Annotated in this window: 25 protein-coding genes, 1 tRNA gene and 1 riboswitch; of the genes, 12 read left to right on the top strand and 14 right to left on the bottom strand. The window is 64.3% G+C overall.

The window, feature by feature from the left end:
* Positions 1-78: 78 nt before the first annotated feature.
* A complete protein-coding gene (locus G0P99_RS05700; RefSeq protein ID WP_164128429.1) occupies positions 79-1410 on the top strand; it encodes a CoA transferase in 1332 nt (443 codons plus the stop codon).
* Here G0P99_RS05700 and G0P99_RS05695 read toward each other — a convergent pair whose 3' ends face one another.
* From G0P99_RS05695 to G0P99_RS05680, 4 genes are all read right to left on the bottom strand, one after another.
* The gene (locus tag G0P99_RS05695; RefSeq protein WP_164128428.1) at positions 1411-2352 is read right to left on the bottom strand and encodes an AEC family transporter; all 942 of its coding nucleotides are present in this window, start codon (positions 2350-2352) and stop codon (positions 1411-1413) included.
* Complete coding sequence (locus tag G0P99_RS05690; protein ID WP_164128427.1) at positions 2349-3011, bottom strand: HD domain-containing protein; 663 nt, start codon at positions 3009-3011, stop codon at positions 2349-2351. Before G0P99_RS05690 ends, G0P99_RS05695 begins: the two co-directional genes overlap by 4 nt.
* On the bottom strand, positions 2995-4095 hold the full coding sequence (gene aroC, locus G0P99_RS05685) for a chorismate synthase (protein WP_164128426.1): 1101 nt from the start codon (positions 4093-4095) through the stop codon (positions 2995-2997). The genes G0P99_RS05690 and aroC overlap by 17 nt, the downstream gene beginning before the upstream one ends.
* Before the next feature lie 144 nt (positions 4096-4239).
* Positions 4240-4830 carry a 6,7-dimethyl-8-ribityllumazine synthase gene (locus G0P99_RS05680; protein WP_255455758.1) on the bottom strand — a complete coding sequence of 197 codons (591 nt, stop codon included), beginning with the start codon at positions 4828-4830 and terminating at the stop codon, positions 4240-4242.
* Positions 4815-4966, bottom strand: a riboswitch (FMN riboswitch). It overlaps the preceding gene by 16 nt.
* Before the next feature lie 61 nt (positions 4967-5027).
* Here G0P99_RS05680 and G0P99_RS05675 point away from each other — a divergent pair.
* A complete protein-coding gene (locus tag G0P99_RS05675) occupies positions 5028-5645 on the top strand; it encodes an FMN-binding negative transcriptional regulator (protein ID WP_164128424.1) in 618 nt (205 codons plus the stop codon).
* Here the strand turns inward: G0P99_RS05675 and G0P99_RS05670 are convergent.
* Positions 5642-6532, bottom strand: a complete 891-nt coding sequence (locus G0P99_RS05670) for an alpha/beta fold hydrolase (protein ID WP_164128423.1) — start codon at positions 6530-6532, stop codon at positions 5642-5644. The genes G0P99_RS05675 and G0P99_RS05670 overlap by 4 nt on opposite strands.
* 170 nt (positions 6533-6702) lie before the next feature.
* On the opposite strand from G0P99_RS05670, the gene G0P99_RS05665 reads away from it, so the two are divergent.
* The 7 genes from G0P99_RS05665 to G0P99_RS05635 all read left to right on the top strand — a co-directional run bounded on the left by G0P99_RS05665 (position 6703) and on the right by G0P99_RS05635 (position 11933).
* Positions 6703-7314 (top strand): glutathione S-transferase, encoded by a 612-nt coding sequence (locus G0P99_RS05665; RefSeq protein WP_164128505.1) that lies wholly within the window; start codon positions 6703-6705, stop codon positions 7312-7314.
* 199 nt (positions 7315-7513) lie between these two features.
* Positions 7514-8074: a ubiquinol-cytochrome c reductase iron-sulfur subunit gene (gene petA, locus G0P99_RS05660; protein WP_164128422.1), complete on the top strand. Its 561-nt coding sequence runs from the start codon at positions 7514-7516 to the stop codon at positions 8072-8074.
* 12 nt (positions 8075-8086) lie between these two features.
* Positions 8087-9415 carry a cytochrome b gene (gene petB, locus G0P99_RS05655; protein WP_164128421.1) on the top strand — a complete coding sequence of 443 codons (1329 nt, stop codon included), beginning with the start codon at positions 8087-8089 and terminating at the stop codon, positions 9413-9415.
* 18 nt (positions 9416-9433) lie between these two features.
* Positions 9434-10225, top strand: coding sequence for a cytochrome c1 (locus G0P99_RS05650; RefSeq protein WP_164128420.1), 792 nt, complete (start codon positions 9434-9436; stop codon positions 10223-10225).
* 360 nt (positions 10226-10585) lie between these two features.
* On the top strand, positions 10586-10840 hold the full coding sequence (locus G0P99_RS05645; protein ID WP_164128419.1) for a PepSY domain-containing protein: 255 nt from the start codon (positions 10586-10588) through the stop codon (positions 10838-10840).
* The gene (locus tag G0P99_RS05640) at positions 10837-11415 is read left to right on the top strand and encodes a cytochrome b/b6 domain-containing protein (protein WP_203582984.1); all 579 of its coding nucleotides are present in this window, start codon (positions 10837-10839) and stop codon (positions 11413-11415) included. The genes G0P99_RS05645 and G0P99_RS05640 overlap by 4 nt, the downstream gene beginning before the upstream one ends.
* A complete protein-coding gene (locus G0P99_RS05635; protein WP_239059699.1) occupies positions 11412-11933 on the top strand; it encodes a helix-turn-helix transcriptional regulator in 522 nt (173 codons plus the stop codon). Before G0P99_RS05640 ends, G0P99_RS05635 begins: the two co-directional genes overlap by 4 nt.
* A 35-nt stretch (positions 11934-11968) precedes the next feature.
* Here the strand turns inward: G0P99_RS05635 and G0P99_RS05630 are convergent, their stop codons facing one another.
* Genes G0P99_RS05630 through dapF form a run of 3 tightly spaced genes read right to left on the bottom strand, consistent with a single transcriptional unit; the run spans position 11969 to position 14603 of the window.
* Entirely contained in the window at positions 11969-12508 is a 540-nt protein-coding gene (locus tag G0P99_RS05630) for a chloramphenicol phosphotransferase CPT family protein (RefSeq protein WP_164128418.1), read from the bottom strand.
* A gap of 8 nt (positions 12509-12516) precedes the next feature.
* The gene (mtaB, locus tag G0P99_RS05625; RefSeq protein ID WP_164128417.1) at positions 12517-13773 is read right to left on the bottom strand and encodes a tRNA (N(6)-L-threonylcarbamoyladenosine(37)-C(2))-methylthiotransferase MtaB; all 1257 of its coding nucleotides are present in this window, start codon (positions 13771-13773) and stop codon (positions 12517-12519) included.
* Positions 13770-14603 carry a diaminopimelate epimerase gene (dapF, locus tag G0P99_RS05620; RefSeq protein ID WP_239059698.1) on the bottom strand — a complete coding sequence of 278 codons (834 nt, stop codon included), beginning with the start codon at positions 14601-14603 and terminating at the stop codon, positions 13770-13772. Before dapF ends, mtaB begins: the two co-directional genes overlap by 4 nt.
* Before the next feature lie 218 nt (positions 14604-14821).
* On the opposite strand from dapF, the gene G0P99_RS05615 reads away from it, so the two are divergent.
* Positions 14822-14897, top strand: a tRNA-Lys gene (locus G0P99_RS05615).
* Here the strand turns inward: G0P99_RS05615 and G0P99_RS25020 are convergent.
* From G0P99_RS25020 to G0P99_RS05600, 3 genes are all read right to left on the bottom strand, one after another.
* Positions 14860-15507: a zinc ribbon domain-containing protein gene (locus G0P99_RS25020; RefSeq protein ID WP_203582989.1), complete on the bottom strand. Its 648-nt coding sequence runs from the start codon at positions 15505-15507 to the stop codon at positions 14860-14862. The genes G0P99_RS05615 and G0P99_RS25020 overlap by 38 nt on opposite strands.
* A 411-nt stretch (positions 15508-15918) precedes the next feature.
* Positions 15919-16632 carry a trans-aconitate 2-methyltransferase gene (locus tag G0P99_RS05605; RefSeq protein ID WP_164128415.1) on the bottom strand — a complete coding sequence of 238 codons (714 nt, stop codon included), beginning with the start codon at positions 16630-16632 and terminating at the stop codon, positions 15919-15921.
* A 392-nt stretch (positions 16633-17024) separates the two neighbouring features.
* On the bottom strand, positions 17025-17204 hold the full coding sequence (locus G0P99_RS05600) for a zinc-finger domain-containing protein (RefSeq protein WP_164128414.1): 180 nt from the start codon (positions 17202-17204) through the stop codon (positions 17025-17027).
* 91 nt (positions 17205-17295) lie between these two features.
* Between G0P99_RS05600 and G0P99_RS05595 the strand changes: the two genes are divergently transcribed.
* Positions 17296-18225, top strand: a complete 930-nt coding sequence (locus G0P99_RS05595; RefSeq protein ID WP_164128413.1) for an ABC transporter ATP-binding protein — start codon at positions 17296-17298, stop codon at positions 18223-18225.
* On the opposite strand, the gene G0P99_RS05590 is transcribed toward G0P99_RS05595, so the two are convergent.
* The 3 genes from G0P99_RS05590 to G0P99_RS05580 all read right to left on the bottom strand — a co-directional run bounded on the left by G0P99_RS05590 (position 18209) and on the right by G0P99_RS05580 (position 19876).
* Complete coding sequence (locus tag G0P99_RS05590) at positions 18209-18985, bottom strand: sterol desaturase family protein (protein WP_239059696.1); 777 nt, start codon at positions 18983-18985, stop codon at positions 18209-18211. The two genes, G0P99_RS05595 and G0P99_RS05590, sit on opposite strands and share 17 nt — an antisense overlap.
* 71 nt (positions 18986-19056) lie before the next feature.
* Positions 19057-19524 carry a DUF1203 domain-containing protein gene (locus G0P99_RS05585; protein ID WP_164128411.1) on the bottom strand — a complete coding sequence of 156 codons (468 nt, stop codon included), beginning with the start codon at positions 19522-19524 and terminating at the stop codon, positions 19057-19059.
* Between the two features lie 73 nt (positions 19525-19597).
* Positions 19598-19876 carry an I78 family peptidase inhibitor gene (locus G0P99_RS05580; protein WP_164128410.1) on the bottom strand — a complete coding sequence of 93 codons (279 nt, stop codon included), beginning with the start codon at positions 19874-19876 and terminating at the stop codon, positions 19598-19600.
* Positions 19877-20005: 129 nt separating this feature from the next.
* On the opposite strand from G0P99_RS05580, the gene G0P99_RS05575 reads away from it, so the two are divergent.
* On the top strand, positions 20006-20424 hold a 419-nt coding region (locus G0P99_RS05575), incomplete at its 3' end, for an alcohol dehydrogenase catalytic domain-containing protein (protein ID WP_164128409.1).

The following is a 20424-nucleotide window of genomic DNA, read 5'->3' as shown; positions in this document are numbered from 1 at the left end:
GGGAAAGATCAATTGCTTGATTTTTGCTACCGGTAACAGCCATTGTGCAGGTGCAGAAAGACAGTGGGAGTACAGGGTATGGATCAGCTATCCGCCGCATTCGGGCCGCAGGCGTTTGATGTTCAGGGCGTGGGCGCGTGGCCGTCCCGGTTCGCGGTGACAGAGCTGGCGACCCGCTGCTTTGGCGCGGTGGGCGCGGCGCTGGGCGAGGTGATCGAGGCCACGGGTCTCGGGCCGCGTCCGGCGGTGACGGTCGACCGGCGGTTGGCCTCGCTATGGTATTCCTGGTCAATCCATCCGCAGGGATGGCAGATGCCCGGGGCCTGGGATCCGATTGCGGGGGATTATGCGGCGGCGGATGGCTGGATCAGGCTGCATACCAATGCGCCGCATCACCGGGATGCGGCTTTGTCGGTACTTGGCTGTGCGGCGGAGCGCGCGGCGGTTGCCGAGACGCTAAGCGGCTGGGAGATCGACGCGCTGGAAGCGGCGGTCGTGGGTGCGGGTGGGGCAGCGGCGGCGATGCGTGACCGCGCGGCCTGGCTGGCGCATCCGCAGGGGGCGGCGGTGGCGGCGGAGCCGCTGGTGCATTGGACGCGGCGCACGGGCGCCTTGCGCGATTTCGGCGGTACGCGGGTGCGGCCGCTGGCAGGGCTGAGGGTGCTTGACCTGACGCGGGTGCTGGCGGGGCCGATGGCGACGCGAACGCTGGCCGGATACGGGGCCGAGGTGCTGCGCATCGACCCGCCAAGCTGGTCGGAGCCGGGGGTGGTGCCGGATGTGACACTGGGCAAGACCTGTGCCCATCTGGATCTGAAGCAGGCCGCCGACCGGGCGCGGTTCGAGGCGCTGCTGGCGGGGGCGGATGTGCTGGTGCATGGCTATCGTCCCGGCGCGCTGGATGCGATGGTTTCGCCCGCGCGGCGTTTGGAGCTGGCGCCAAACCTGATCGAGGTGAGCCTGTGCGCCTATGGCTGGACCGGGCCGTGGGCCGGGCGGCGCGGGTTCGATTCGCTGGTGCAGATAAGCTGTGGCATTGCCGCGGCGGGCATGGGCTGGGCCCAGGCGGAGAAGCCGCATCCGCTGCCGGTGCAGGCGCTGGACCATGCGACGGGGTATCTGATGGCGGCGGCGGTCCTGTCGGCGCTGGCGCGGGCGGCGCGGGGGGAAGGCGTGTCCTCGGCCCGGTTGTCGCTGGCGCGTACGGCAGAGTTGCTTTGCGGCCTGGAGACGGGCGAGGAGGGTCCGGCGATTACCGGCTCCACCCCCGATGACCTGTCGGATTGGGAGGAGCGGACCCCGTGGGGACCGGCGCGGCGGCTGAAACCGGCGCTGAGTGTCGAGGGGGCGCCGATGCACTGGGACAGTGCGGCTTGTGAGCTGGGATCGTCGCCTGCCGCCTGGCGCTGATCAGGTCAGCCAGTACAGGAGGCCCGAGAGCGTAAAGAAGGCCAGCGTGGTTGCCGTGAGCAGCGCGATCGAGGCCATGCCCTCGTGCCCCAGCTCCTGTGCCAGAACGGCGTAGATGCCGAACATCGGCATCGCCGCCGACAGAATCAGCGCGGTGCGCATGTTGGGATCAAGCGGCAGGCCGATAGCGGCGACCAGCATCACCGCCAGCAGGGCCAGCGCCGGGTGCAGCAACAGTTTCAGCGCCGAGATCTGCACGGCATGCCAGCGACTGCCGCGCCAGCCGAGGCCCGCGAGCGAACCGCCGATTACTACAAGCGCCAGCGCCGAGGCGGAAGCGGCCAGCATCCGCATCAGCCGGGTCACGGTCTGCGGCACAGGCACGCCCGCCAAACTGACCGCGAGGCCTAGCAGCAGGCCGATCACCATCGGGCGTTTCAGAACGCCCCAGAGGATTCCGGCGATCCGCAGGCCGATGCCGCCCTGACCGCGCCCGCGCGCCATGTCCATCAGGATCAGGCAGGCGGGGATGATCAGCACATTTTCGACCAGCATGTTCAGCGCCAGAATCACGCCCGCCAGATCGGGAAAGGTGAGCAGCATCACCGGATAGCCGACAAAGCCGGAATTGGGGCAGGAACTGCCCATCACCGCCACCGTGCGGCGGGTGGCCTCGGTGCCCGTGAGCGTGAACCACAGATAGCTGAGCGCGACCGCGCCAAGCCCGGCGGCGGCAAAGGCCAGCATATAGCCGGGGTGAAACACCTCGGCCACGTTGCGGCTGGCCACCGCGTTGAAGAGGAGCGCGGGCAGGGCGATGTCCATCACGTAGCGGCCCAGCACCCGCATGTCTGCGGTGCTGAACCAGCCCTGTCGGACCACCAGAAACCCGATGGCAAGTGCTGCATAGATCGGAAAGGTGATGGTCAGGATCTGGCTCATCCGTGTGTCCATTCGGCAGGCAGCGGCGTGCCGATCTCGGCCGCGAAATCGTCGAGGAAGCGCAGCATCAGGGCGATGCGCGCCTCAGCCAGCGCCCGGCCCTTGTCGGTCAGCATGCCTTGCGGTAGCGACAGCAGCTTTACCCGCCAGTGATCGAGCGAATAGAGCGCATCGTCGGGTGTGCGGCGTTCGCAGAAGGGATCGGCGGGATCATAAAGCGCCCGGCCCAGCGAGCCCGACACCGAGAAGTTGCGCGCGATGCCGATGGCGCCGAGCGCATCGAGCCGGTCGGCATCGCGCAGGATGCGCGCCTCTTCGGTCTCGGGCGGTATCCCGGCGGAGAAGCTGTGCGCAGCGATGGCGTGGCCGGTTGCCGCGATCTGCGTGTCGTCAAAGCCCAGGTCGCGCAGAATCGGCGCGGCCTCGGCGGCCGAGCGACGCGAGGCGGTGTGCCGGTCGGGCGCGTTCTTGGGCAGGTTGACCAGATCGTGCAGATAGCTGGCCGCCAGCAGCACGTCCCGGTCTGCGCCGGGTCCGGCGATGGCCTGCACATTGACCCAGACCCGGTCCAGATGGGCGAGATCATGCGCCGGGTCGGTCGCCATGCGCTGGGCGACGATCCCGCGCAGCGCCTGGTGCAGGTCAGCCGATATGGCCACGATTGGCCCCGATCTGGCCCCGGTGCAGCAGCAGGTGATCGAGAATCACACAGGCCATCATCGCCTCGCCCACCGGCACGGCACGGATGCCGACGCAGGGGTCGTGGCGGCCCTTGGTGATGATCTCGGTCTCTTCGCCGGACTTGGTGATGGTCTTGCGGGTGGTGAGGATCGAGGAGGTGGGCTTGACGGCAAAACGCACCACGATGTCCTGCCCGGTCGAAATGCCGCCCAGAATGCCACCGGCGTGGTTCGAGCTGTATTGCGGGCCGTTCTGGCCCATGAAGATCTCGTCTGCATTGGCCTCGCCGGTCAGTTCGGCGGCGCCCATGCCCTCGCCGATCTCTACGCCCTTGACGGCGTTGATCGACATCATCGCGGCGGCAAGATCGGTGTCGAGCTTGCCATAGACCGGCGCGCCGAGGCCCGCGGGCACGCCGCGCGCCACGACCTCGATCACCGCGCCGACCGAGCTGCCGGACTTGCGCAGCCCGTCGAGATAATCGGCCCAGTCAGCGGCGGCCTGGGCATCGGGCACCCAGAACGGGTTTTGTTCGATCTGCGCCCAGTCGAAGCGGGCGCGGTCGATGCGGTGCGGACCCATCTGCACCATGTAACCGGTGATCTGGACATTGGGGGCCAGGGCGCGGATCGCCTCGCGCGCGAGGCCACCGGCGGCCACCCGAGCGGCGGTTTCACGGGCCGAGCTGCGGCCGCCGCCGCGATAGTCGCGGATACCGTATTTCTGGAAATAGGTGATATCGGCATGGCCGGGGCGGAACTTGTCCTTGATATCCCCATAATCCTTGGACCGCTGGTCGGTATTCTCGATCATCAGCTGCACCGGGGTGCCAGTGGTCTGGCCCTCGAACACGCCCGAGAGAATTTTCACCTCGTCGGCTTCGCGGCGCTGGGTGGTATATTTGTTCTGGCCGGGTTTGCGGCGGTCGAGCCAGTGCTGGATCATCGCCTCGTCGATGGGCACGCCGGGCGGGCAGCCGTCGACGGTGGCGCCAAGCGCGGGACCGTGGCTTTCACCCCAGGTGGTGACGCGGAAGAGATGGCCAAAACTGTTCATCGACATGGGCGTGCTCCTTTGCGCGATGTGCTTAGCGGGCTGTGCCCCGGGCCTCAAGGGGTTTGCGGCGTGGAAAGGGAGGAGGGGGCGCTGCCCCCCGTCTCCGCGATGCGGAGACTCCCCCCGGAGTATTTTGAGCGAAATGAAGGATCAGGCCGCTTGCGCCAGTCTTGCCCGGGTCGCGGCGATCTGGAGCGCGGCGCGGGCGGCCTCGCGTCCCTTGTCCACAAAATGGGCGCGGTAAATGGCGTTGTGATGCGCGGTTTCCTGGTATTGATGCGGGGTCAGCGAGACCGACAGGACCGGAACGCCGGTGTCGAGCCCCGTGCGCATCAACCCGTCGACCACCGCCTGGGCCACGAAATCGTGCCGGTAGATGCCGCCATCGACCACGAAGGCGGCGCAGGCCACGGCGGCATAGCGCCCGGTCTGGGCGAGGTCGCGGGCGAGGAGCGGCATCTCGAACGCGCCGGGCACGTCGTAGATGTCGACCTGTTCCGCCGGGATGAGCTCGAGGAAGCCGTCGAGCGCGCGGTCGACGATATCGGCATGCCAGTTGGCCTTGATGAAGGCATAGCGGGTGTGTGTCATCGTAATCTCCTTACTGTTTGGTGGCCCGCTGGCGGTCGCGAAAACCGGTTCCCACTTTTCGCTGCCAGCGTGGCATGACACGTCACCCAAGGCGATCACGAACGGACGGGCACACGCGGTTGCGTGGCCTGGCCGTGCGTTCTCTTTCATCCGGACTGTGACCGTCGGCTCTGGCGTCTCACCAGATCTGCTGACACCCCGAACAAAGCGTCGGGGCCGCTCGCGGGCTCGCGGGTCTGGCCCGCATACCGCCGGTGGGGAATTCCGCCCCGCCCTGAGAACGAGGGAGAACTTGCCAAGGCGCGCACGCCGCTGCAAGACGGAATCGACAGGACAGGAGAACAGAGATGCATCCCAACCCGGCGTTTCGTGGCGAAAGCACCGCGCGTAATCTGGAGTTTGCCCGGGCGCGCGGGTTTGGCGTGCTGGCGGTGGCGGCCGAGGGGGCGCCGCTGATCAGCCACGTGCCGTTTCTGCTGAACGAGTCGGGGGACGTGGCGGAGCTGCATTTGGTGCGGTCGAACCTGATCGTGCGGCTGCTGTCAGAGCCGGTGGCGGCGCGGTTGGCGGTCAGCGGGCCAGACAGCTATGTCTCGCCCGACTGGTACGGGGTCGAAGAGCAGGTGCCGACCTGGAACTATGTTGCGGTGCATCTGGCCGGACGGCTGGAGCTGCGGCCGCAGGAGGAGATGCGCGGGCTGCTCGACCGGCTCTCGGCCGAGTTCGAGGGGCGGCTGGCACCCAAGGCGCCCTGGGTCGCGGACAAGATGCAGCCTGAGGGGCTGGCGCGGATGATGCGAATGATCGTGCCCTGCCGGTTGCATGTCGAAGATGTGCAGGGAACCTGGAAACTGGGCCAGAACAAGCCGGATGCCGCGCGGCTGGGCGCGGCAGAGGCGATGGAGGATGCCGGAGTCGGGTCCGAGGTCGCGGCGCTGGCGGCGCTGATGCGGGCGGTGTCCTAAGCCGCCAGCCCGGCGGCGCGGGCGATTTCGGCGGCGACGAAATCGGGTTCCTGCATCGGCATGAAATGCGTCAGGTCGGGGCGGTGGATGTCGGTACCATGGGCAAAGGCCGCCGCCAACCCGGGCCAGGTGGGCGAGCGGGTGAAATCGTGCATCGTTTTCAGGTCGAACGGGTCCGAGCGCAGCACGCGCACCGGGCAGGCGACCCGTGCCACATGGTCGAAGATGCCCGGGTTGGAAAAGGCGGCGGCATAGGTCGCGGCCTCGGTTTCCGGCGCGCAGGCGAGCGTCAGGCCGCCCTGGCCGTCTGGGCGCAGGGCGTGATCGCAATAGGCGTGCAGCGCCTCGGGCGTGAAGAGCGCATAGGGGCTGCGGTCGCGGAAGCGGGCGAACATCTCGGCCGGGCCGGTGAAGGCGCGCTTGCGCTGGGCGGCGGGGTGCGGGCCTGTGGCCAACATGATCCGGGCGCCAACCTCGTAAAAGGCCGGGTCCATGATCACCGGGTCGATCAGCATCAGCGCGGCCACCCTGTCGGGGCTGAGCGACGTGGCCTGGGTCAGGGCGTGGCCGCTGATGGAATGGCCGATCGCGACAAGCTCGCGCAGGTCGAGCGTGTCGAACAGGGCGGCGAGGTCCTGGCCTATGATCTGCCAATGGTCGAAAGGGCCACCGGAACTGTGACCATGCCCGCGCAGGTCGACGCAGATCGAATGCACCGGCGGCAGGCGGGCGATCACCGGGTCCCAGACGCGAGCGTGAAACCCGGTGGCGTGCGACAGGAACAGGGTCTTGCCCCGGCCGCGCAGTTCGGGATGCCGTTCGACATAGGACAGGGTGATGTCGCCAATCGGGCGGGACTTGCGGTCGGGGCGGGCGGGAGCGTCCATCGGGATACCGGTTGCAGAGGGTGCGGCCAGCCTAGCGGCGCGGGTGCGGCATGCTCAAACACGACGTCAGGTCAGGTTCGGGGGTTGATTTGGCGGGCGGGCCGGATACCACTTGGCGTACCTGCGGCTCTTTCGGGCCGCGATTTGCGAATTCAGGAGAGCGCAGCATGATGAAACTCTATTACAGCGCGACCTCGCCCTATGTGCGCAAGGTCATGGTGCTGCTGCACGAGGTCGGCAAGCTGGGCGATGTCGAGCTGGTGACCGCCAGCGGCACGCCGCTGGTCCCGGCTGAGGCGCTTTTGGCCAAGAACCCGCTGACCAAGGTGCCGGCGCTGGAACGGCCCGAGGGGCCGACCCTGTTCGACAGCCGGGTGATCACCGGCTATCTGGATGCGCGTTACAAGGGCGGGCTGTATCCCGAGGGCGACGGGCGCTGGAACACGATGACGCTGGAGGCGCTGGGCGACGGTATCACCGACGCCGCGCTGTTGATGACCTATGAGGGGCGGCTGCGGCCCGAGGACATGCGCTGGGACGCGTGGACCGAAGGGCAGTGGAACAAGATCGCCCGCGCCTGCGCCGCGTTGGAGAGCCGCTGGATGGCGCATCTGGCGGGGCCGGTGGACATGGGACAGATCGCGGTGGCCTGTGCGCTGGCCTATGTCGATTTCCGGCATGACGCGCGCGGTTGGCGCAACGGGAACCCGGCGTTGGCCGCGTGGTTTGCCGATTTCGAATCGCGTGCCTCGATGGTCGCGACGCGCCCGCCTGCGGCCTGAGGGGGGCAAAAATTCCGGGTCGAGCTTGAAATTGTGTGGCTCTGCCGCGACATGAAAGGCAAACTGCGGCGTCCTGCGCGCCTATGACCGCTGGACGAACCGATTTCTCCCGGATAGATACCCGCCCTGAGACACCGCATTCCGTGCGGCGTACATGCATGTTTGCCCGAACCCGGGCGCTGGAATCGGAGAAAACCTCGTGTCCCACGCAGAAGATCACGAAGGCACCCGCAGAGATTTCCTCTACTACGCCACGGCTGGCGCAGGTGCCGTAGCCACGGGAGCCGCCGTTTGGCCCCTGGTCAACCAAATGAACCCCTCGGCCGACGTGCAGGCTCTGTCGTCGATTCGCGTGGATGTGAGCGGCGTCGAAGTGGGCACCCAGATCAGCGTGAAGTTCCTGGGCAAGCCGGTGTTTATCCGCCGCCGCACCGAGGAAGAGATCAGCGATGCCCGCGCCGTCGAGCTGGGCGATCTGATCGACCAGAGCGCAGAGAACCCCAACAAGCCGGGTGCCGATGCCAGCGACGAGAACCGTTCGCTGGATGAAAGCGGCGAGTGGCTGGTGATGATGGGTGTCTGCACCCACCTGGGCTGTGTGCCGCTGGGCGATGGCGCTGGCGATTTCCACGGCTGGTTCTGCCCCTGCCACGGATCGCACTACGATACCTCTGGCCGGATCCGCAAAGGTCCCGCGCCCGAGAACCTGCACATTCCGGTTGCAGAATTCGTCGACGAAAACACCATCAAACTGGGATAAGGAAGCGCGCTCATGGCCGGTATTCCGCACGACCATTACGAACCGAAGACGGGCGCCGAGAAGTGGCTGCACAGCCGCCTGCCCATCGTCGGCCTGATCTATGATACCATCATGATCCCCACCCCCAAGAACCTGAACTGGTGGTGGATCTGGGGCATCGTCCTGGCCTTCTGCCTGGCGCTGCAAATCATTACCGGCATCGTGCTGGTGATGCATTACACGCCGCATGTCGACATGGCATTCGCCAGCGTCGAGCACATCATGCGCAACGTGAACGGCGGCCACATGCTGCGGTATCTGCACGCAAACGGGGCCTCGCTGTTCTTTGTCGCCGTCTATATCCACATCTTCCGCGGCCTGTTCTACGGCTCGTACAAGGCGCCGCGCGAGATCACCTGGATCGTCGGCATGCTGATCTATCTCTGCATGATGGGCACCGCCTTTATGGGCTATGTTCTGCCATGGGGTCAGATGTCGTTCTGGGGTGCAACCGTGATCACCGGCCTGTTCGGCGCGATCCCCTTTGTGGGCGAGGCGATCCAGACCTGGCTGCTGGGCGGGCCCGCCGTGGACAACGCCACGCTGAACCGCTTCTTCTCGCTGCACTATCTGCTGCCCTTCGTCATCGCGGCGCTGGTCGTCGTGCATATCTGGGCCTTCCACACCACCGGCAACAACAACCCCACGGGTGTTGAGGTTCGTCGCGGGTCGAAAGCCGAGGCCGAGAAGGACACGCTGCCGTTCTGGCCCTATTTCGTGATCAAGGACCTGGTCGGCCTGGCCATCGTGCTGGTGATCTTCTGGGCGATCGTCGGCTTCATGCCGAACTACCTGGGCCACCCCGATAACTATATCGAGGCCAACCCGCTGGTGACGCCCGCGCATATCGTGCCCGAATGGTACTTCCTACCGTTCTACGCGATCCTGCGTGCCTTCACCTCGGAGGTCTGGGTGGTGCAGATCGCCAGCTTTGTGACCGGCGGCATCATCGACGCCAAGTTCTTTGGCGTGCTGGCGATGTTCGGCGCGATCCTGGCCATGGCGCTGGCGCCTTGGCTCGACACCTCGTCGGTCCGTTCGGGCAAGTACCGTCCGATGTTCAAATGGTGGTTCTACCTGCTGATCATCGACTTCTTTGCCCTGATGTGGCTGGGCGCGATGCCGGCGGAAGAGCCCTATGCATCGTTCTCGCTGATCGCTTCGGCCTACTGGTTTGGCTACTTCTTTGTGATCCTGCCCATCCTGGGTGTGATCGAGAAGCCGCTGCCGCAGCCGGCCACGATCGAGGAAGACTTCAACGCGCACTACGGCACGGCGTCTGACGCCACACCGGCCGAGTAAGAAGAGGGACCGGAACTCATGTTCAAGAAACTTGCAATCGGTGCCGCTTTTGCCCTGGCGCTTGCTCCTGTCGCATCCTTTGCGGCAGGCGGCGGAGAGCAGCATATCGAGGATTTCCAGTTCTCGTTCGAAGGCCCCTTTGGCACCTATGACCAGAACCAGCTGCAACGCGGTCTTCAGGTCTATACCGAGGTCTGTGCGGCCTGCCACGGCCTGAAATACGTGCCGCTGCGCACGCTGGGCGACGAGGGTGGCATCGGCTGGACCGACGAACAGGTCCGCGCCTATGCGTCCGAGACTTTCTCGGTCTATGACCCGGAACTGGAAGACGATCGCCCGGCGATCCCGACCGATCACTTTCCGGCCAACACCGCCGCAGGCGCCCCGGACCTCAGCATGATGGCCAAGGCGCGCGCGGGCTTCCACGGCCCCTACGGTCTGGGCATCAACCAGTTGTTCAAGGGGATCGGCGGCGCGGAATACATCGCCTCGCTGCTGACCGGCTATACCGGTGAGGAAAAGGAAGAGGCAGGTTCGATCCTGTACGAGAACACCGCCTTCCCGGGTGGCTGGATCTCGATGGCGCCGCCGCTGAGCGACGAGCAGGTGGAATTTGCCGATGGTCACGCCAATGACCTGCACCACATGGCGGCTGACGTTTCGGCCTTCCTCATGTGGGCGGCCGAGCCCAAGATGATGGCTCGCAAGCAGGCCGGTCTGGTCGGCGTGATCTTTCTGACCATCCTGGCCAGCATGCTGTACCTGACCAACAAGCGCCTCTGGGCACCGCACAAGGGCAAGAAGCACTAAGCCGCTTCGACGCTTTGGTTTCGGAAACCCCCGCACCCCGGTGCGGGGTTTTCTTTTGCCGATCCACCGCCTGGCCGCGCGTCGGGCCTGCCGGCAAAGAGACGGGGCGCGATCAGTTCCATCTTTCCGGGTGACTGGACCGGAGCGGTCGTGGAAGAGACCGCGCGCCAGACCGCATCGGGGCAGCGCGACCCGCGGTTGACTTGAGACTGGTTCGGCGAGGTCTGCCCGAAACGCGCATCAGCACGCGCTTATATCGGGGGGATAAGCCTTTGGCCCATGGTGGCGGGGGGCTGTCGCGGCCAGCTTCGTGTCGTGTCGGCGGATGTCCCGCCGGCCCTGACCGAAGGAGAATCCGAGATGAAAACCCTGTCTCTTGTTGCCGCGCTGGCTCTGGCCGCCGCCCCCGTGTTTGCCATGGACCTGACCACCGAAACCGTGTTGGGCACGACCGAGGAAGCTGTCCGCGCCAGCCTGAAGGACCTTGGATACGAGGTGCGCAAGACCGAGGCCGAGGACGGCAAGATCGAGGCCTATGTGGTCAAGGACAAGACCATGGCCGAGGTCGATGTCGATCTGACGACCGGCAAGGTCGTCAAGATCAAGACGAAATGACCGGTCGGGTGGCCGGGGAACGCGGCGGGCGCATGGGCGCCCGCACCTACCGGGTGTGGGACCCTTTGGTGCGCATCACCCATTGGGGCGTCGCCCTGGGCGTGCTGCTGAACGCGGGCGTCACCGACCCGGACGGCCGGTTGCACGAGCAGGTCGGCTATGCGGTGCTGGGTCTGGTTGTGCTGCGCCTCTTGTGGTGTATCGTGGGCCCGAAAACGGCGCGGTTCACCACTTTCTCCCCGTCCCCGGCTGCGGCCATGGGGCATCTACGGGACATGCTGAGCGGGGACCGCGCGGTGCATCTGTCTCATAACCCGCTGGGGGCGCTGATGGTCTATAACCTGTGGCTTACACTGCTGGCCTTGTCGGCGACCGGGATCATGATGGGAACCGTTGCCTTTTTCGGTGCCGACTGGGTCGAGGAGCTGCACGAGGCGGCTTATGGCTGGCTGATGCTGTCGGTCGCCCTGCATGTGGGTGGCGTGATCTTTGACCAGTGGCGGACGGGGGTGCCCCTGGTGCGGGCGATGGTCAACGGGCGCAAACAGGTCGCGGGTGACAGGCCGGTCAAATGATCTTTGCGGTCGGAAAACTGCTGCGGCCCGGCGGCGCGGATGAGCGCCGGGCCGCGGTCCTGGCCTGGATGACCACGATCCAGGCGCTGTGCGCGCTGTTCTTCATCGGCGATGTTGCATTCGACCTCTATGCCGGTGACGGGCAGGCGCTGGGTCATTTGTGGATGGAAAGCTTTGTCGCGGTGGTGCTGCTTTTGGGGCTGGGGGTTCTGATCGTCGAGCTGCGCCAGCTCTTGTTGCGCATGGACCGGGTCACCGCCGGGCTGATGGCGGCGCGGGGCGAGATGGCGGAGGTGATCGAGGCGTTCTTTTCCACCTGGGGGCTGACGCCCGCTGAACGCGATGTGGCGCTGATGATCCTGAAGGGATTGGACAACGACAGCATCGCCACGGTGCGCGGCCGGGCGGCGGGTACGGTCCGCGCGCAATCGGCGGCGATCTATGCCAAGGCGGGGGTCGATGGGCGAACGCAGTTCCTGAGCCTCTTCATGGAAGAGCTGCTGGCGGATCCGGAGTAGGAGAGGGGCGCTGCCCCTCTTGCCCTGCGGGCAATTCACCCCGGAGTATTTTCGACCAGAAAGAAGCGGGACGGGTTTGGTGGCGAGGCCAGGGCCGAGAGCACCTTGCCTGCGTTGTCCTGCGGGCTGGCGGTGCCGTCGAGCTTCAGATCGTAATTCAGGCCGCTGTGGACATGGGCATGGTCGCGGGCGGCGCTGCCAGAGGGGCGGTTGCCGCGCCGGTGTTCCCTGAGGGTCAGGGTTTCCAGCGGGGCGTGAATGCCGACGAAGAGGAGCGTATGTGTGGCGAGCAGGTGTTGCAGGCGCGCATGCCAGCCGGGCGTGTCGAGGATATGTGCAAGGATCAGGTCGTTGCCGGTATCGGCGAATCCGGCGATGGCGCGGTGAAACCCCTCGAAGAAACCGGACCGGGCGGTGGACCAGTTCGCGTAGGCGGAGGGTGTCCAGGCGCCGCTGTCGCGCAGGTGATCGATGGAGAGATGCAGCCAGGGCCGGTCCGATGCGGCGCGAATCGCGGTGGCGATCGTCGACTTGCCGCTGCTGGACGGGCCATGCAGGAACAGAACCGTCGCCATGGGATGGTTCAGACCGAAAGCTGGCTGCCCGAGGTGCCGGTTATCTTGGCGGTGACGATCTCGCCTTCGGGCTGGGGCGTGGCAAAGGCAACCTCGGTAAACTGTTCCGTGCGGCCCATGTGCGGGCTTTCCATCAGGATGCGGTGGCTGCGGCCGACCTGTTCGGCAAGGTGCAGCGCCACGCGCCTGTCGCCTGCGGCGCGCAGGCGGGCGGCGCGGTCCTTGATGATCATGCCGTTCACCTGACTGGGGATCCTGGCGGCGGGCGTGCCCTCGCGCCGGGAATAGGGAAAGACATGCAGCCAGGTCAGGTGGCAGTCGTCGACCAGTTTCAGCGAGTTTTCGAAATGCGCCTCGGTCTCGGTCGGGAATCCGGCGATGATATCGGCGCCGAAGGTCATCTCGGGGCGCAGGCTGCGGGCCTCTTCAGCAAAGCGGATGGCGTCGTCGCGCAGGTGGCGGCGCTTCATCCGTTTCAGGATCAGGTCGTCGCCATGTTGCAGGCTGAGATGCAGATGCGGCATCAGGCGCGGTTCGGTGGCGATGGCCTGCATCAGGTTCTCGTCCACCTCGATCGAGTCGATGGAACTGATCCTGAGGCGCGGCAGGTCGGGCACCAGCCGCAGGATGCGCATCACCAGATCGCCCAGTTTAGGGCTTGCGGGCAGGTCGGCGCCCCAGGAGGTGAGGTCTACCCCGGTCAGCACCACCTCGTTATAGCCGCGATCCACCAGCCGCTTGATCTGGTCCACCACCACGCCCGCCGGAACGCTGCGCGAGTTGCCGCGGCCATAGGGGATGATGCAGAAGGTGCAGCGGTGATCGCAGCCGTTCTGCACCTGAACATAGGCGCGGGACCGGGTGCCGAAGCCGTCGATCAGGTGACCGGCGGTTTCGGTGACGCTCATGATGTCGTCTACCTGCACCGTCTCGGTCTCGCCGATGAAATCGGCGGCCATGCTCTTCCATGTCTCGGGCCGCATCTTTTCGGTATTGCCGATCACCGCGTCGACCTCTGTCATGGCGGTGAAGGTCTCGGGTTCGGTCTGGGCGGCGCAGCCGGTGACGATCAGGCGTGCGGTGGGGTTCTCGCGGCGCAGGCGGCGGATTTCCTGACGGGCCTTGCGCACGGCTTCGGCCGTGACGGCGCAGGTGTTGACGATGACGGCGTTGCCCAGCCCCGCCTGGGCCGACAGTTCCTTCATCGCTTCCGTCTCATAGGCGTTGAGACGACAGCCGAGCGTGGTGAACTTTGGCGCGCTCATCCCAGGCTGGCCAGGAATTCGGGCGTCAGCGTGGCGCTGAAGACATGCATGGTGGGGCCGGTCATCCAGACCCCGTCCTCGCGCCAGTCGATCAAGAGCGTGCCGCCGTCGAGGTCGATCTGCACCTTGCGGCCCGTCAGGCCCCGGCGCGCGGCGGCCACGGCCGTCGCACAGGAGGAGGAGCCAGAGGCCAGGGTGATGCCGACGCCACGCTCCCAGACCCGCATGCGGATATGGTCGGGGCCGATCACCTGGGCCACCTGCACATTGGTGCGTTGCGGGTAGAGCGGGTGATGTTCGTAGCGGGCGCCGAACTCGGCCAGCGGGATCGCTTCGGCATCGGCCACGAAGAAGGTGCAATGGGGATTGCCCATGCCGGTGGCGGTCGGGCCGCCCTCGATGGGCAGTTCCAGCGTATCCATCTCTTCGGCCAGAGGGATCTCGTGCCACAGGAGTTGCGGCGCCCCCATGTTGACCGAGGTCAGCCCATCGCCCGCATCGCGCGCATAAAGATCGCCACGATCGGTGGTCAGATGCAACTCGGTCTTGCCGGTCTCGTCCATCAGATGCCGTGCGATGCAGCGGGTGGCGTTGCCACAGGCGGCCGAGGTCGAGCCGTCGGCGTTCAGAAACACCAGATGCGCGTCGCCCTTGCCCGGCTCGATCAGCGCCAACTGATCGAATCCAACGCCGAAATGGCGATGCGCGATGCCCTGGGCCATCGCTGGCGACACCGCGACCGGATGCGTGCGTGCGTCGACAACGACAAAGTCGTTGCCCAGCCCGTGCATCTTCATGAAGGTCAAAGCGGTGTTCTGCTGCTGCGTCATGGCGGCCATATAGCGCCGGGCCAGAAAATATTCCAGCCCGCCGGAAAGATTCCGGAAAAAAGGGGTTGACCCCCCCCGGCCACCTGCCTAATTAGGCCGCCTATCGGGTCGCCGGATACGCCGGAAACGAAAGCGACACGAGGCGCAAATAAGCTCTTGAACCACCTCGGTGAAATGGCTTAGAGAGCGCCACGGATCGAAAGATCGGACAAAAGAGTGGGCCGTTAGCTCAGTTGGTAGAGCAACTGACTTTTAATCAGTGGGTCACAGGTTCGAATCCTGTACGGCTCACCACTCCAAACTCGACGCCGAAAAAACCTCCCAAAGCCTTGAGGGGTAGGGTGGTTTTTGCGGTTCGAGCACCCTCCTTTCGGCAATAGGTCAAGTTGTCGGAGAAGACCAGTTTCATGACTGCCCCCTTGTCTTCCAGGCGGTCGGAAATCCATATATTCCAAGGGTTTGCCAGAAATTCGAAAGCGGATCGAAACACATCGGCAAAGGGGGTGACCGGCTTGCCTGTGTTTGCCAATTGTCCGGTCAGAAACAGCTTCTGTTCCTCCATTTCCTTCACGCGGGACTCGTAGGCAACAACCAGAGTTGGGCTGTCTGTATCGACCAGTCGATCCACAAGCTGATTGGTCTTGCGATCGAGTTGGTTGATTTGCCTTTGAATCGCTTCCTTGTCTTGCTCAACGGATTGTTCCTGGGCGGTCCAAAGGTCTTTGAACATTTCAAAGGCCGTTTTAAACAGGCCGACGCCGGGTTTCAGCTCTTTCAGCAGCGCTTCGAATTCCCCTTCCAGCTTGTCGCGCCGAATGGATTTGCGGTAGTCATCGCAGCCTTTGGTCTTGCAGAGATAGTACGGATACTTCCTGTTGCGACCTTTCGACCACGCCGCCGTCAGAGGCTTGTTGCAGCAGGCGCAGGCGATGAAGCCACGAAGCGGGAAGTCTTCTCGCTAATGTCCTTCCGAGCTGGCGCGTAACCCTCGATGGCTTCCTGTATCTGGGAGGCGACCGGTTCATGGCGCAACATCAGTTTGCCGTGCTCTTTGGTCTTGTGGGATTTGTAGCCATGCGGCAGCTGGAAACACCAATAGCCTGCCTTCAAGCGCGCTTCTCTGCGCACCCCCGTTTCATCCCCCGGGCCAGGCTCTCGCCATATCGGCCCATAATCAGCCATCGCTTTCCTGCCACCAAAGAGGAGGTGAGCTCGAGTCAAGTCATGGCAATTGTGCGAACGCCTAAGATCTAGAGCGCATCTTCCTTGCTTGCACCTTGAGCGCAGCAGGAGCTGTCCATTTTGTCTCCGGGATTCACAGATGATCGTTTTTGCGGTACACGATCGTGCGAATGCTTTCTCGCTTGCGCTTGCCCCCTTGAAGCACCCCTGTCACACCTCCTTCGTGGCCGAATTCAGTATTCAGAAGGGTAACCAATCCTTCTTCGGAGATACCGCAAGGGTCCAGGGTGCTGACCTGATCGGGCAGGAAATCCTGGGCGTGGTCGAGCAGCAGCGCACCGCCCGGTGTCAAACAGGATATCCAGGCGGCAAGAGCCTTGACCGGATCGTAGGAGTGGTCCCACGAATTGGAGTAGATAAAATCGGTTGCTCCTATCCACTCGGGCTTTACCTCGTGAAAGTCCCATTGGATCGTGTCCGGGAAATCTTCGGCGGTGTCCGAGATCTCTGTCCCAATGACCTTTGGCTGACCCGGCAGATGTTCCCGGAACCAACGCTGCTCAAACCCCTGTCTTGTCCCATGACACAGGCCGAACTTCGGTGTCAGCCCAATTGACAACAGATGCCCGGCCAACAGTTCGATATGTTCATGCGGTACCCATTGCCAATCCAGTTTGTACTTGTTCCCGCGGGTCTGAACCTCGCGGTACAGGTCATAATCGAATTTGCCGTCCCGTTCGAAACTGACTATCCGGAGGCCCCCGTGTTCCTTGATAGGAAGGTCCGCAGCGTTCTGGTTGATGAATTGTTTGAAAGCGCGGCGCTTTTCGCGACGTGTCTGTTCCATGCTCTGCCTCAAGTTTTTTTCAACCTAGCATTTGGTAGTGCGGAAGGGTCAAAGGAAAAAAGGAAGGCTTGGTGGTCCGTCATCCATTGTCATCTCCAGGCAACAGGAATTGTGGTCACCACCCCTCGGCCTGGGCTCTGGACCCATTGGTTTTGTCGCTGTCGTTACCGGGTGGTGATTCAACCGCCTGAACTTCGGGAGGCGAAATGAGCAGTCTTTTCCGGCCGACCGAGGAGCGGATGGATCGCACCATCAAACCCTGAGATCAAACATCCAGGGACGCGTTGATTGCTGCCGAACCCGGCTGGGAAAGGGCGTTTGTCCTCTGTCAACTTTGGGCGAGGGCAGGGCGCAGCCCCAGAGCCCTTAAGGGCAAGGGCTGCGGGGTTGCTTCAGGCTTCGGCCTTGCTGCCCTTGAGCACGTATTTGCAGTCGCAATAGGGGCATTCGACCCAGCCGGTATCCTCGGGGATCTGCAACCATACCCGCGGGTGTCCCAATGCGCCTTCGCCCCCGTCGCAGGCAACGCGGCTTTTCTCGACGATCTTGGTTTCCGGCGCTTCGATGGTCATCGCTTGAGGGCCCTTCTTGAGGTTGTCGGCAGTGCGGACATGGATTAGGTGCGTTTATGAGCGACAAGTCGAGCAGGAGCAAGACCCGCGCATGACCGAAGACGCGATCCGTATCGAAGGTTTGACCAAGACCTATCGTGGCAGCCACGGGCAGCCCGAAAAACACGCGCTCAGGGGGATCGACCTGCGCGTGCCGCGCGGGTCGGTGTTTGGCCTCTTGGGGCCGAACGGGGCTGGGAAATCCACGCTGATCAATATCCTGGCGGGATTGGTAACCAAGACCGCCGGAAAGGTGACGATCTGGGGTTTTGATCAGGACCAGAACCCGCGCCAGTCGCGCGCCGCCATCGGCGTGATGCCGCAGGAGCTGAACCTGGATCCCTTCTTTACCCCGCGCGGGGCGCTTGAGGTGCAGGCGGGGCTTTACGGTGTGCCTAAATCGCAGCGATGGAGCGACGAGATCCTGGCGCTGGTCGGCCTGAGCGACAAGGCCGAATCCTATGCCCGTACGCTGTCGGGGGGCATGCGGCGGCGGCTGTTGCTGGGCAAGGCGCTGGTGCATCGGCCACAGGTGCTGGTGCTGGACGAACCCACCGCCGGGGTCGATATCGAGTTGCGCCAGATGCTCTGGGCCAATGTGCGCAAGCTGAATGCCGAGGGCATGACTATCATCCTGACCACCCATTACCTGGAAGAGGCGCAGGAGATGTGCGACGAGATCGCCATCATCAACCAGGGCAGCGTGGTGGCGCGGGACAGTACCGCAAACCTGCTGGGGCGGCTCGATGCGCGGGCGATGGTGATCCAGCCCGACGGCCCGGTATCGGTCCTGCCACAGGGGCCGGGGATCGCGGCCGAGGCGCGTGCCGACGGCACGCTTGCCCTGCGCTATCACAGCCGCCAGACCAGTGCCGAAGACGTTCTGGCCGCCGTCCGCGCAGCCGGTATCCACATTCGCGACGTGCGGACCGAGCAGGCGAATCTCGAAGACGTGTTCCTCGCCCTTACCTCGGCACGGTGACGGCGCCCGGTGTTTCGGCGCCGGTGGTGGCCACGTAGGTGGCGTCGTAATCGCTGCGAAGCGTGCCCATCACCCGGTCCCAGAACAGGAAGTACAGCCCGTAATTGCCGGTGAACCTCCCGTGGTGCTGGTTATGCGCGACCGAGGTGTTGATCCAGCGGCCCAGCCAATGCTTGTGAAACCCGCGCGGGTAGAGCTCGAACCCCAGGTGGCCATAGACGTTATAGGCGATCTGGAAGATGAAGAAATACATCACCGCCGCCCAATGCACCGGTAGGGTAAAGGCGATGATCGGCAGGATGCCGACCTCCAGCACCGCCTCGATCGGGTGAAAGGCATAGGCCGTCCAGGGGGATGGGTTGGTCGAGCGGTGATGTACCAGATGCACGTGGCGATAGAGTGCCCGGGTGTGCATCAACCGGTGTACCCAGTAGAAATAGGTGTCATGCAGCACCAGCATCCAGACAAAGGTGAAGGCCAGATATCCCCAGCCCTGGCTGCCCATCGAGCCGCCATAGATATTGGTCTGGTCGCGAAACACGAAAAAGATCAGCGACGAGATCACTGCAAAGATGCCAACCGAGATCAGGGAAAACACCAGATCGCGGCCATAGTCGGTCAGCCGGGGCCAGCGTTTCTGGATCTTGCGCGGCCACATCGCACGGCGCAGCAACAGGTAGAACAGGCCGAAGGCTCCGGCCGCAAAAAACAGGTACCGCTGCACGATGCGCAGCGATTCCTCGACCACGAAACGGATCAACTCTGTATCCAAAGGCGCCCCCTGCGTCCCCTTGGGCACAGTCTACAGGTCGGGGCGCGAAAGTCACCGGGTCAGGCGCGATCAATCCGTGCCTGATAGCAGTTGTTGCGGGCCGAGCGCACATGAACATAGGCCACGTCGGCGCGCGACAAGATCGCCTCTGTCGCCGTCATCAGCGCCGCTGTTGGCACGACTTGACCCGTGCCATAGACGATACGGTCGTTTTGCCCGTAGCCCTTGATCAGGTAATCGGGCGAACTGGTCAGCACTTCGGGCAGGGTGCCGTCGTCGATATGGCGAGTGCAGGGGTCGGCACACAGAAAGATCGGCCCGGTCTCGGCATAGGGGTGCAGCGCGGCAAAGGGGCGGTGGGCAAGGATCAGCATGTCCGCCCCTTCGGGAATTTGGCGCAGGCAATGGCGGCACGGGTTTCCGGCCCCGTCGGAAACGGCGCGTTCGGGTCGGTTGCCATAGGCGTCGGGCTGGCCTGATTGCAGGGCGCGGACCTCGTCCGTGGGCAGGGCGGTGATGCGGATCATGTCGGGATCTCCTATCCGGTTTTCCCGACTATTGCTCAGGCAGCGCGGCCTTCGCGACCCGGTTCCTGCGGGTTCAGCCGCAGGTCAGCCCGGTCACGATGCCGTTGGCATCGGTCGCCGCGTTCAGGCGGTTGGGTTGGTAATCCTGAGTAACCAGCGTATCGGGTCCAATTACCCGTGCCCCTTCGGGCAGCCGACCCATATTGTCCGCGACCGGTTGGCCTATCATGTCCTCCAGCCCTTCGCCCTTGCAGATACTCAGGTCGATCGCAGCGGGTTCTGCAACCGGGGTTTCCTCAACCGTGTCGGCGCAGCCGGCCAGCAAGAGAAAAACGGGGGCTAGTCTGTACATTGGCGTTCCCTTTTTGACAAATGTCGGTTCCGTGTGGTCAGGTGCGGTCAAAACCTGACACGAAACGAATGTAGATGAAACCCGGTCCTTGGGTCGGGGAAATGAAGACCTGACAGGGAGATAGAGAATATGCGGACGCGCGCGGCGGTAGCGGTTGAGGCGGGCAAGCCTCTGGAAGTGATGGAAGTGAACCTCGAAGGGCCGAAGGCCGGTGAGGTCCTGGTCGAGATCAAGGCGACCGGTATCTGTCACACGGACGAGTTCACGCTCTCGGGCGCCGACCCGGAGGGGCTGTTCCCAGCGATCCTGGGTCATGAGGGCGCGGGCGTGGTGCTGGAAGTGGGCGAAGGCGTCACCAGCCTGAAACCCGGCGATCACGTGATCCCGCTCTACACCCCCGAATGCCGCCAGTGCGAATATTGCCTGAGCGGCAAGACCAACCTGTGCCAGGCCATTCGCGCCACCCAGGGCAAGGGCCTGATGCCCGACGGCACCACCCGGTTTTCCATGCTCGATGGCACGCCGATCCTGCATTACATGGGCTGCTC

It is taken from the genome of Ruegeria sp. PrR005 (genome assembly GCF_010500245.1).
Classification (GTDB): domain Bacteria; phylum Pseudomonadota; class Alphaproteobacteria; order Rhodobacterales; family Rhodobacteraceae; genus Ruegeria_B; species Ruegeria_B marisflavi.
Note: the sequence above shows the minus strand (reverse complement) of the source record. Positions and strands in the feature narration are given on the sequence as shown.

Coding starts and splice junctions, on each gene's coding strand:
- G0P99_RS05670 (WP_164128423.1), bottom strand. CDS start 6,532: ATGGACGCTCCCGCCCGCCCCGACCGCAAGTCCCGCCCGATTGGCGAC.
- G0P99_RS05675 (WP_164128424.1), top strand. CDS start 5,028: ATGCATCCCAACCCGGCGTTTCGTGGCGAAAGCACCGCGCGTAATCTG.
- G0P99_RS05600 (WP_164128414.1), bottom strand. CDS start 17,204: ATGACCATCGAAGCGCCGGAAACCAAGATCGTCGAGAAAAGCCGCGTT.
- G0P99_RS05665 (WP_164128505.1), top strand. CDS start 6,703: ATGAAACTCTATTACAGCGCGACCTCGCCCTATGTGCGCAAGGTCATG.
- aroC (WP_164128426.1), bottom strand. CDS start 4,095: ATGTCGATGAACAGTTTTGGCCATCTCTTCCGCGTCACCACCTGGGGT.
- G0P99_RS05580 (WP_164128410.1), bottom strand. CDS start 19,876: ATGTACAGACTAGCCCCCGTTTTTCTCTTGCTGGCCGGCTGCGCCGAC.
- G0P99_RS05585 (WP_164128411.1), bottom strand. CDS start 19,524: ATGATCCGCATCACCGCCCTGCCCACGGACGAGGTCCGCGCCCTGCAA.
- mtaB (WP_164128417.1), bottom strand. CDS start 13,773: ATGAGCGCGCCAAAGTTCACCACGCTCGGCTGTCGTCTCAACGCCTAT.
- G0P99_RS05595 (WP_164128413.1), top strand. CDS start 17,296: ATGACCGAAGACGCGATCCGTATCGAAGGTTTGACCAAGACCTATCGT.
- G0P99_RS05680 (WP_255455758.1), bottom strand. CDS start 4,830: ATGAAAGAGAACGCACGGCCAGGCCACGCAACCGCGTGTGCCCGTCCG.
- G0P99_RS05645 (WP_164128419.1), top strand. CDS start 10,586: ATGAAAACCCTGTCTCTTGTTGCCGCGCTGGCTCTGGCCGCCGCCCCC.
- G0P99_RS05630 (WP_164128418.1), bottom strand. CDS start 12,508: ATGGCGACGGTTCTGTTCCTGCATGGCCCGTCCAGCAGCGGCAAGTCG.
- petB (WP_164128421.1), top strand. CDS start 8,087: ATGGCCGGTATTCCGCACGACCATTACGAACCGAAGACGGGCGCCGAG.
- G0P99_RS05650 (WP_164128420.1), top strand. CDS start 9,434: ATGTTCAAGAAACTTGCAATCGGTGCCGCTTTTGCCCTGGCGCTTGCT.
- dapF (WP_239059698.1), bottom strand. CDS start 14,603: ATGACGCAGCAGCAGAACACCGCTTTGACCTTCATGAAGATGCACGGG.
- G0P99_RS05695 (WP_164128428.1), bottom strand. CDS start 2,352: ATGAGCCAGATCCTGACCATCACCTTTCCGATCTATGCAGCACTTGCC.
- G0P99_RS05640 (WP_203582984.1), top strand. CDS start 10,837: ATGACCGGTCGGGTGGCCGGGGAACGCGGCGGGCGCATGGGCGCCCGC.
- G0P99_RS05605 (WP_164128415.1), bottom strand. CDS start 16,632: ATGGAACAGACACGTCGCGAAAAGCGCCGCGCTTTCAAACAATTCATC.
- G0P99_RS05635 (WP_239059699.1), top strand. CDS start 11,412: ATGATCTTTGCGGTCGGAAAACTGCTGCGGCCCGGCGGCGCGGATGAG.
- G0P99_RS05700 (WP_164128429.1), top strand. CDS start 79: ATGGATCAGCTATCCGCCGCATTCGGGCCGCAGGCGTTTGATGTTCAG.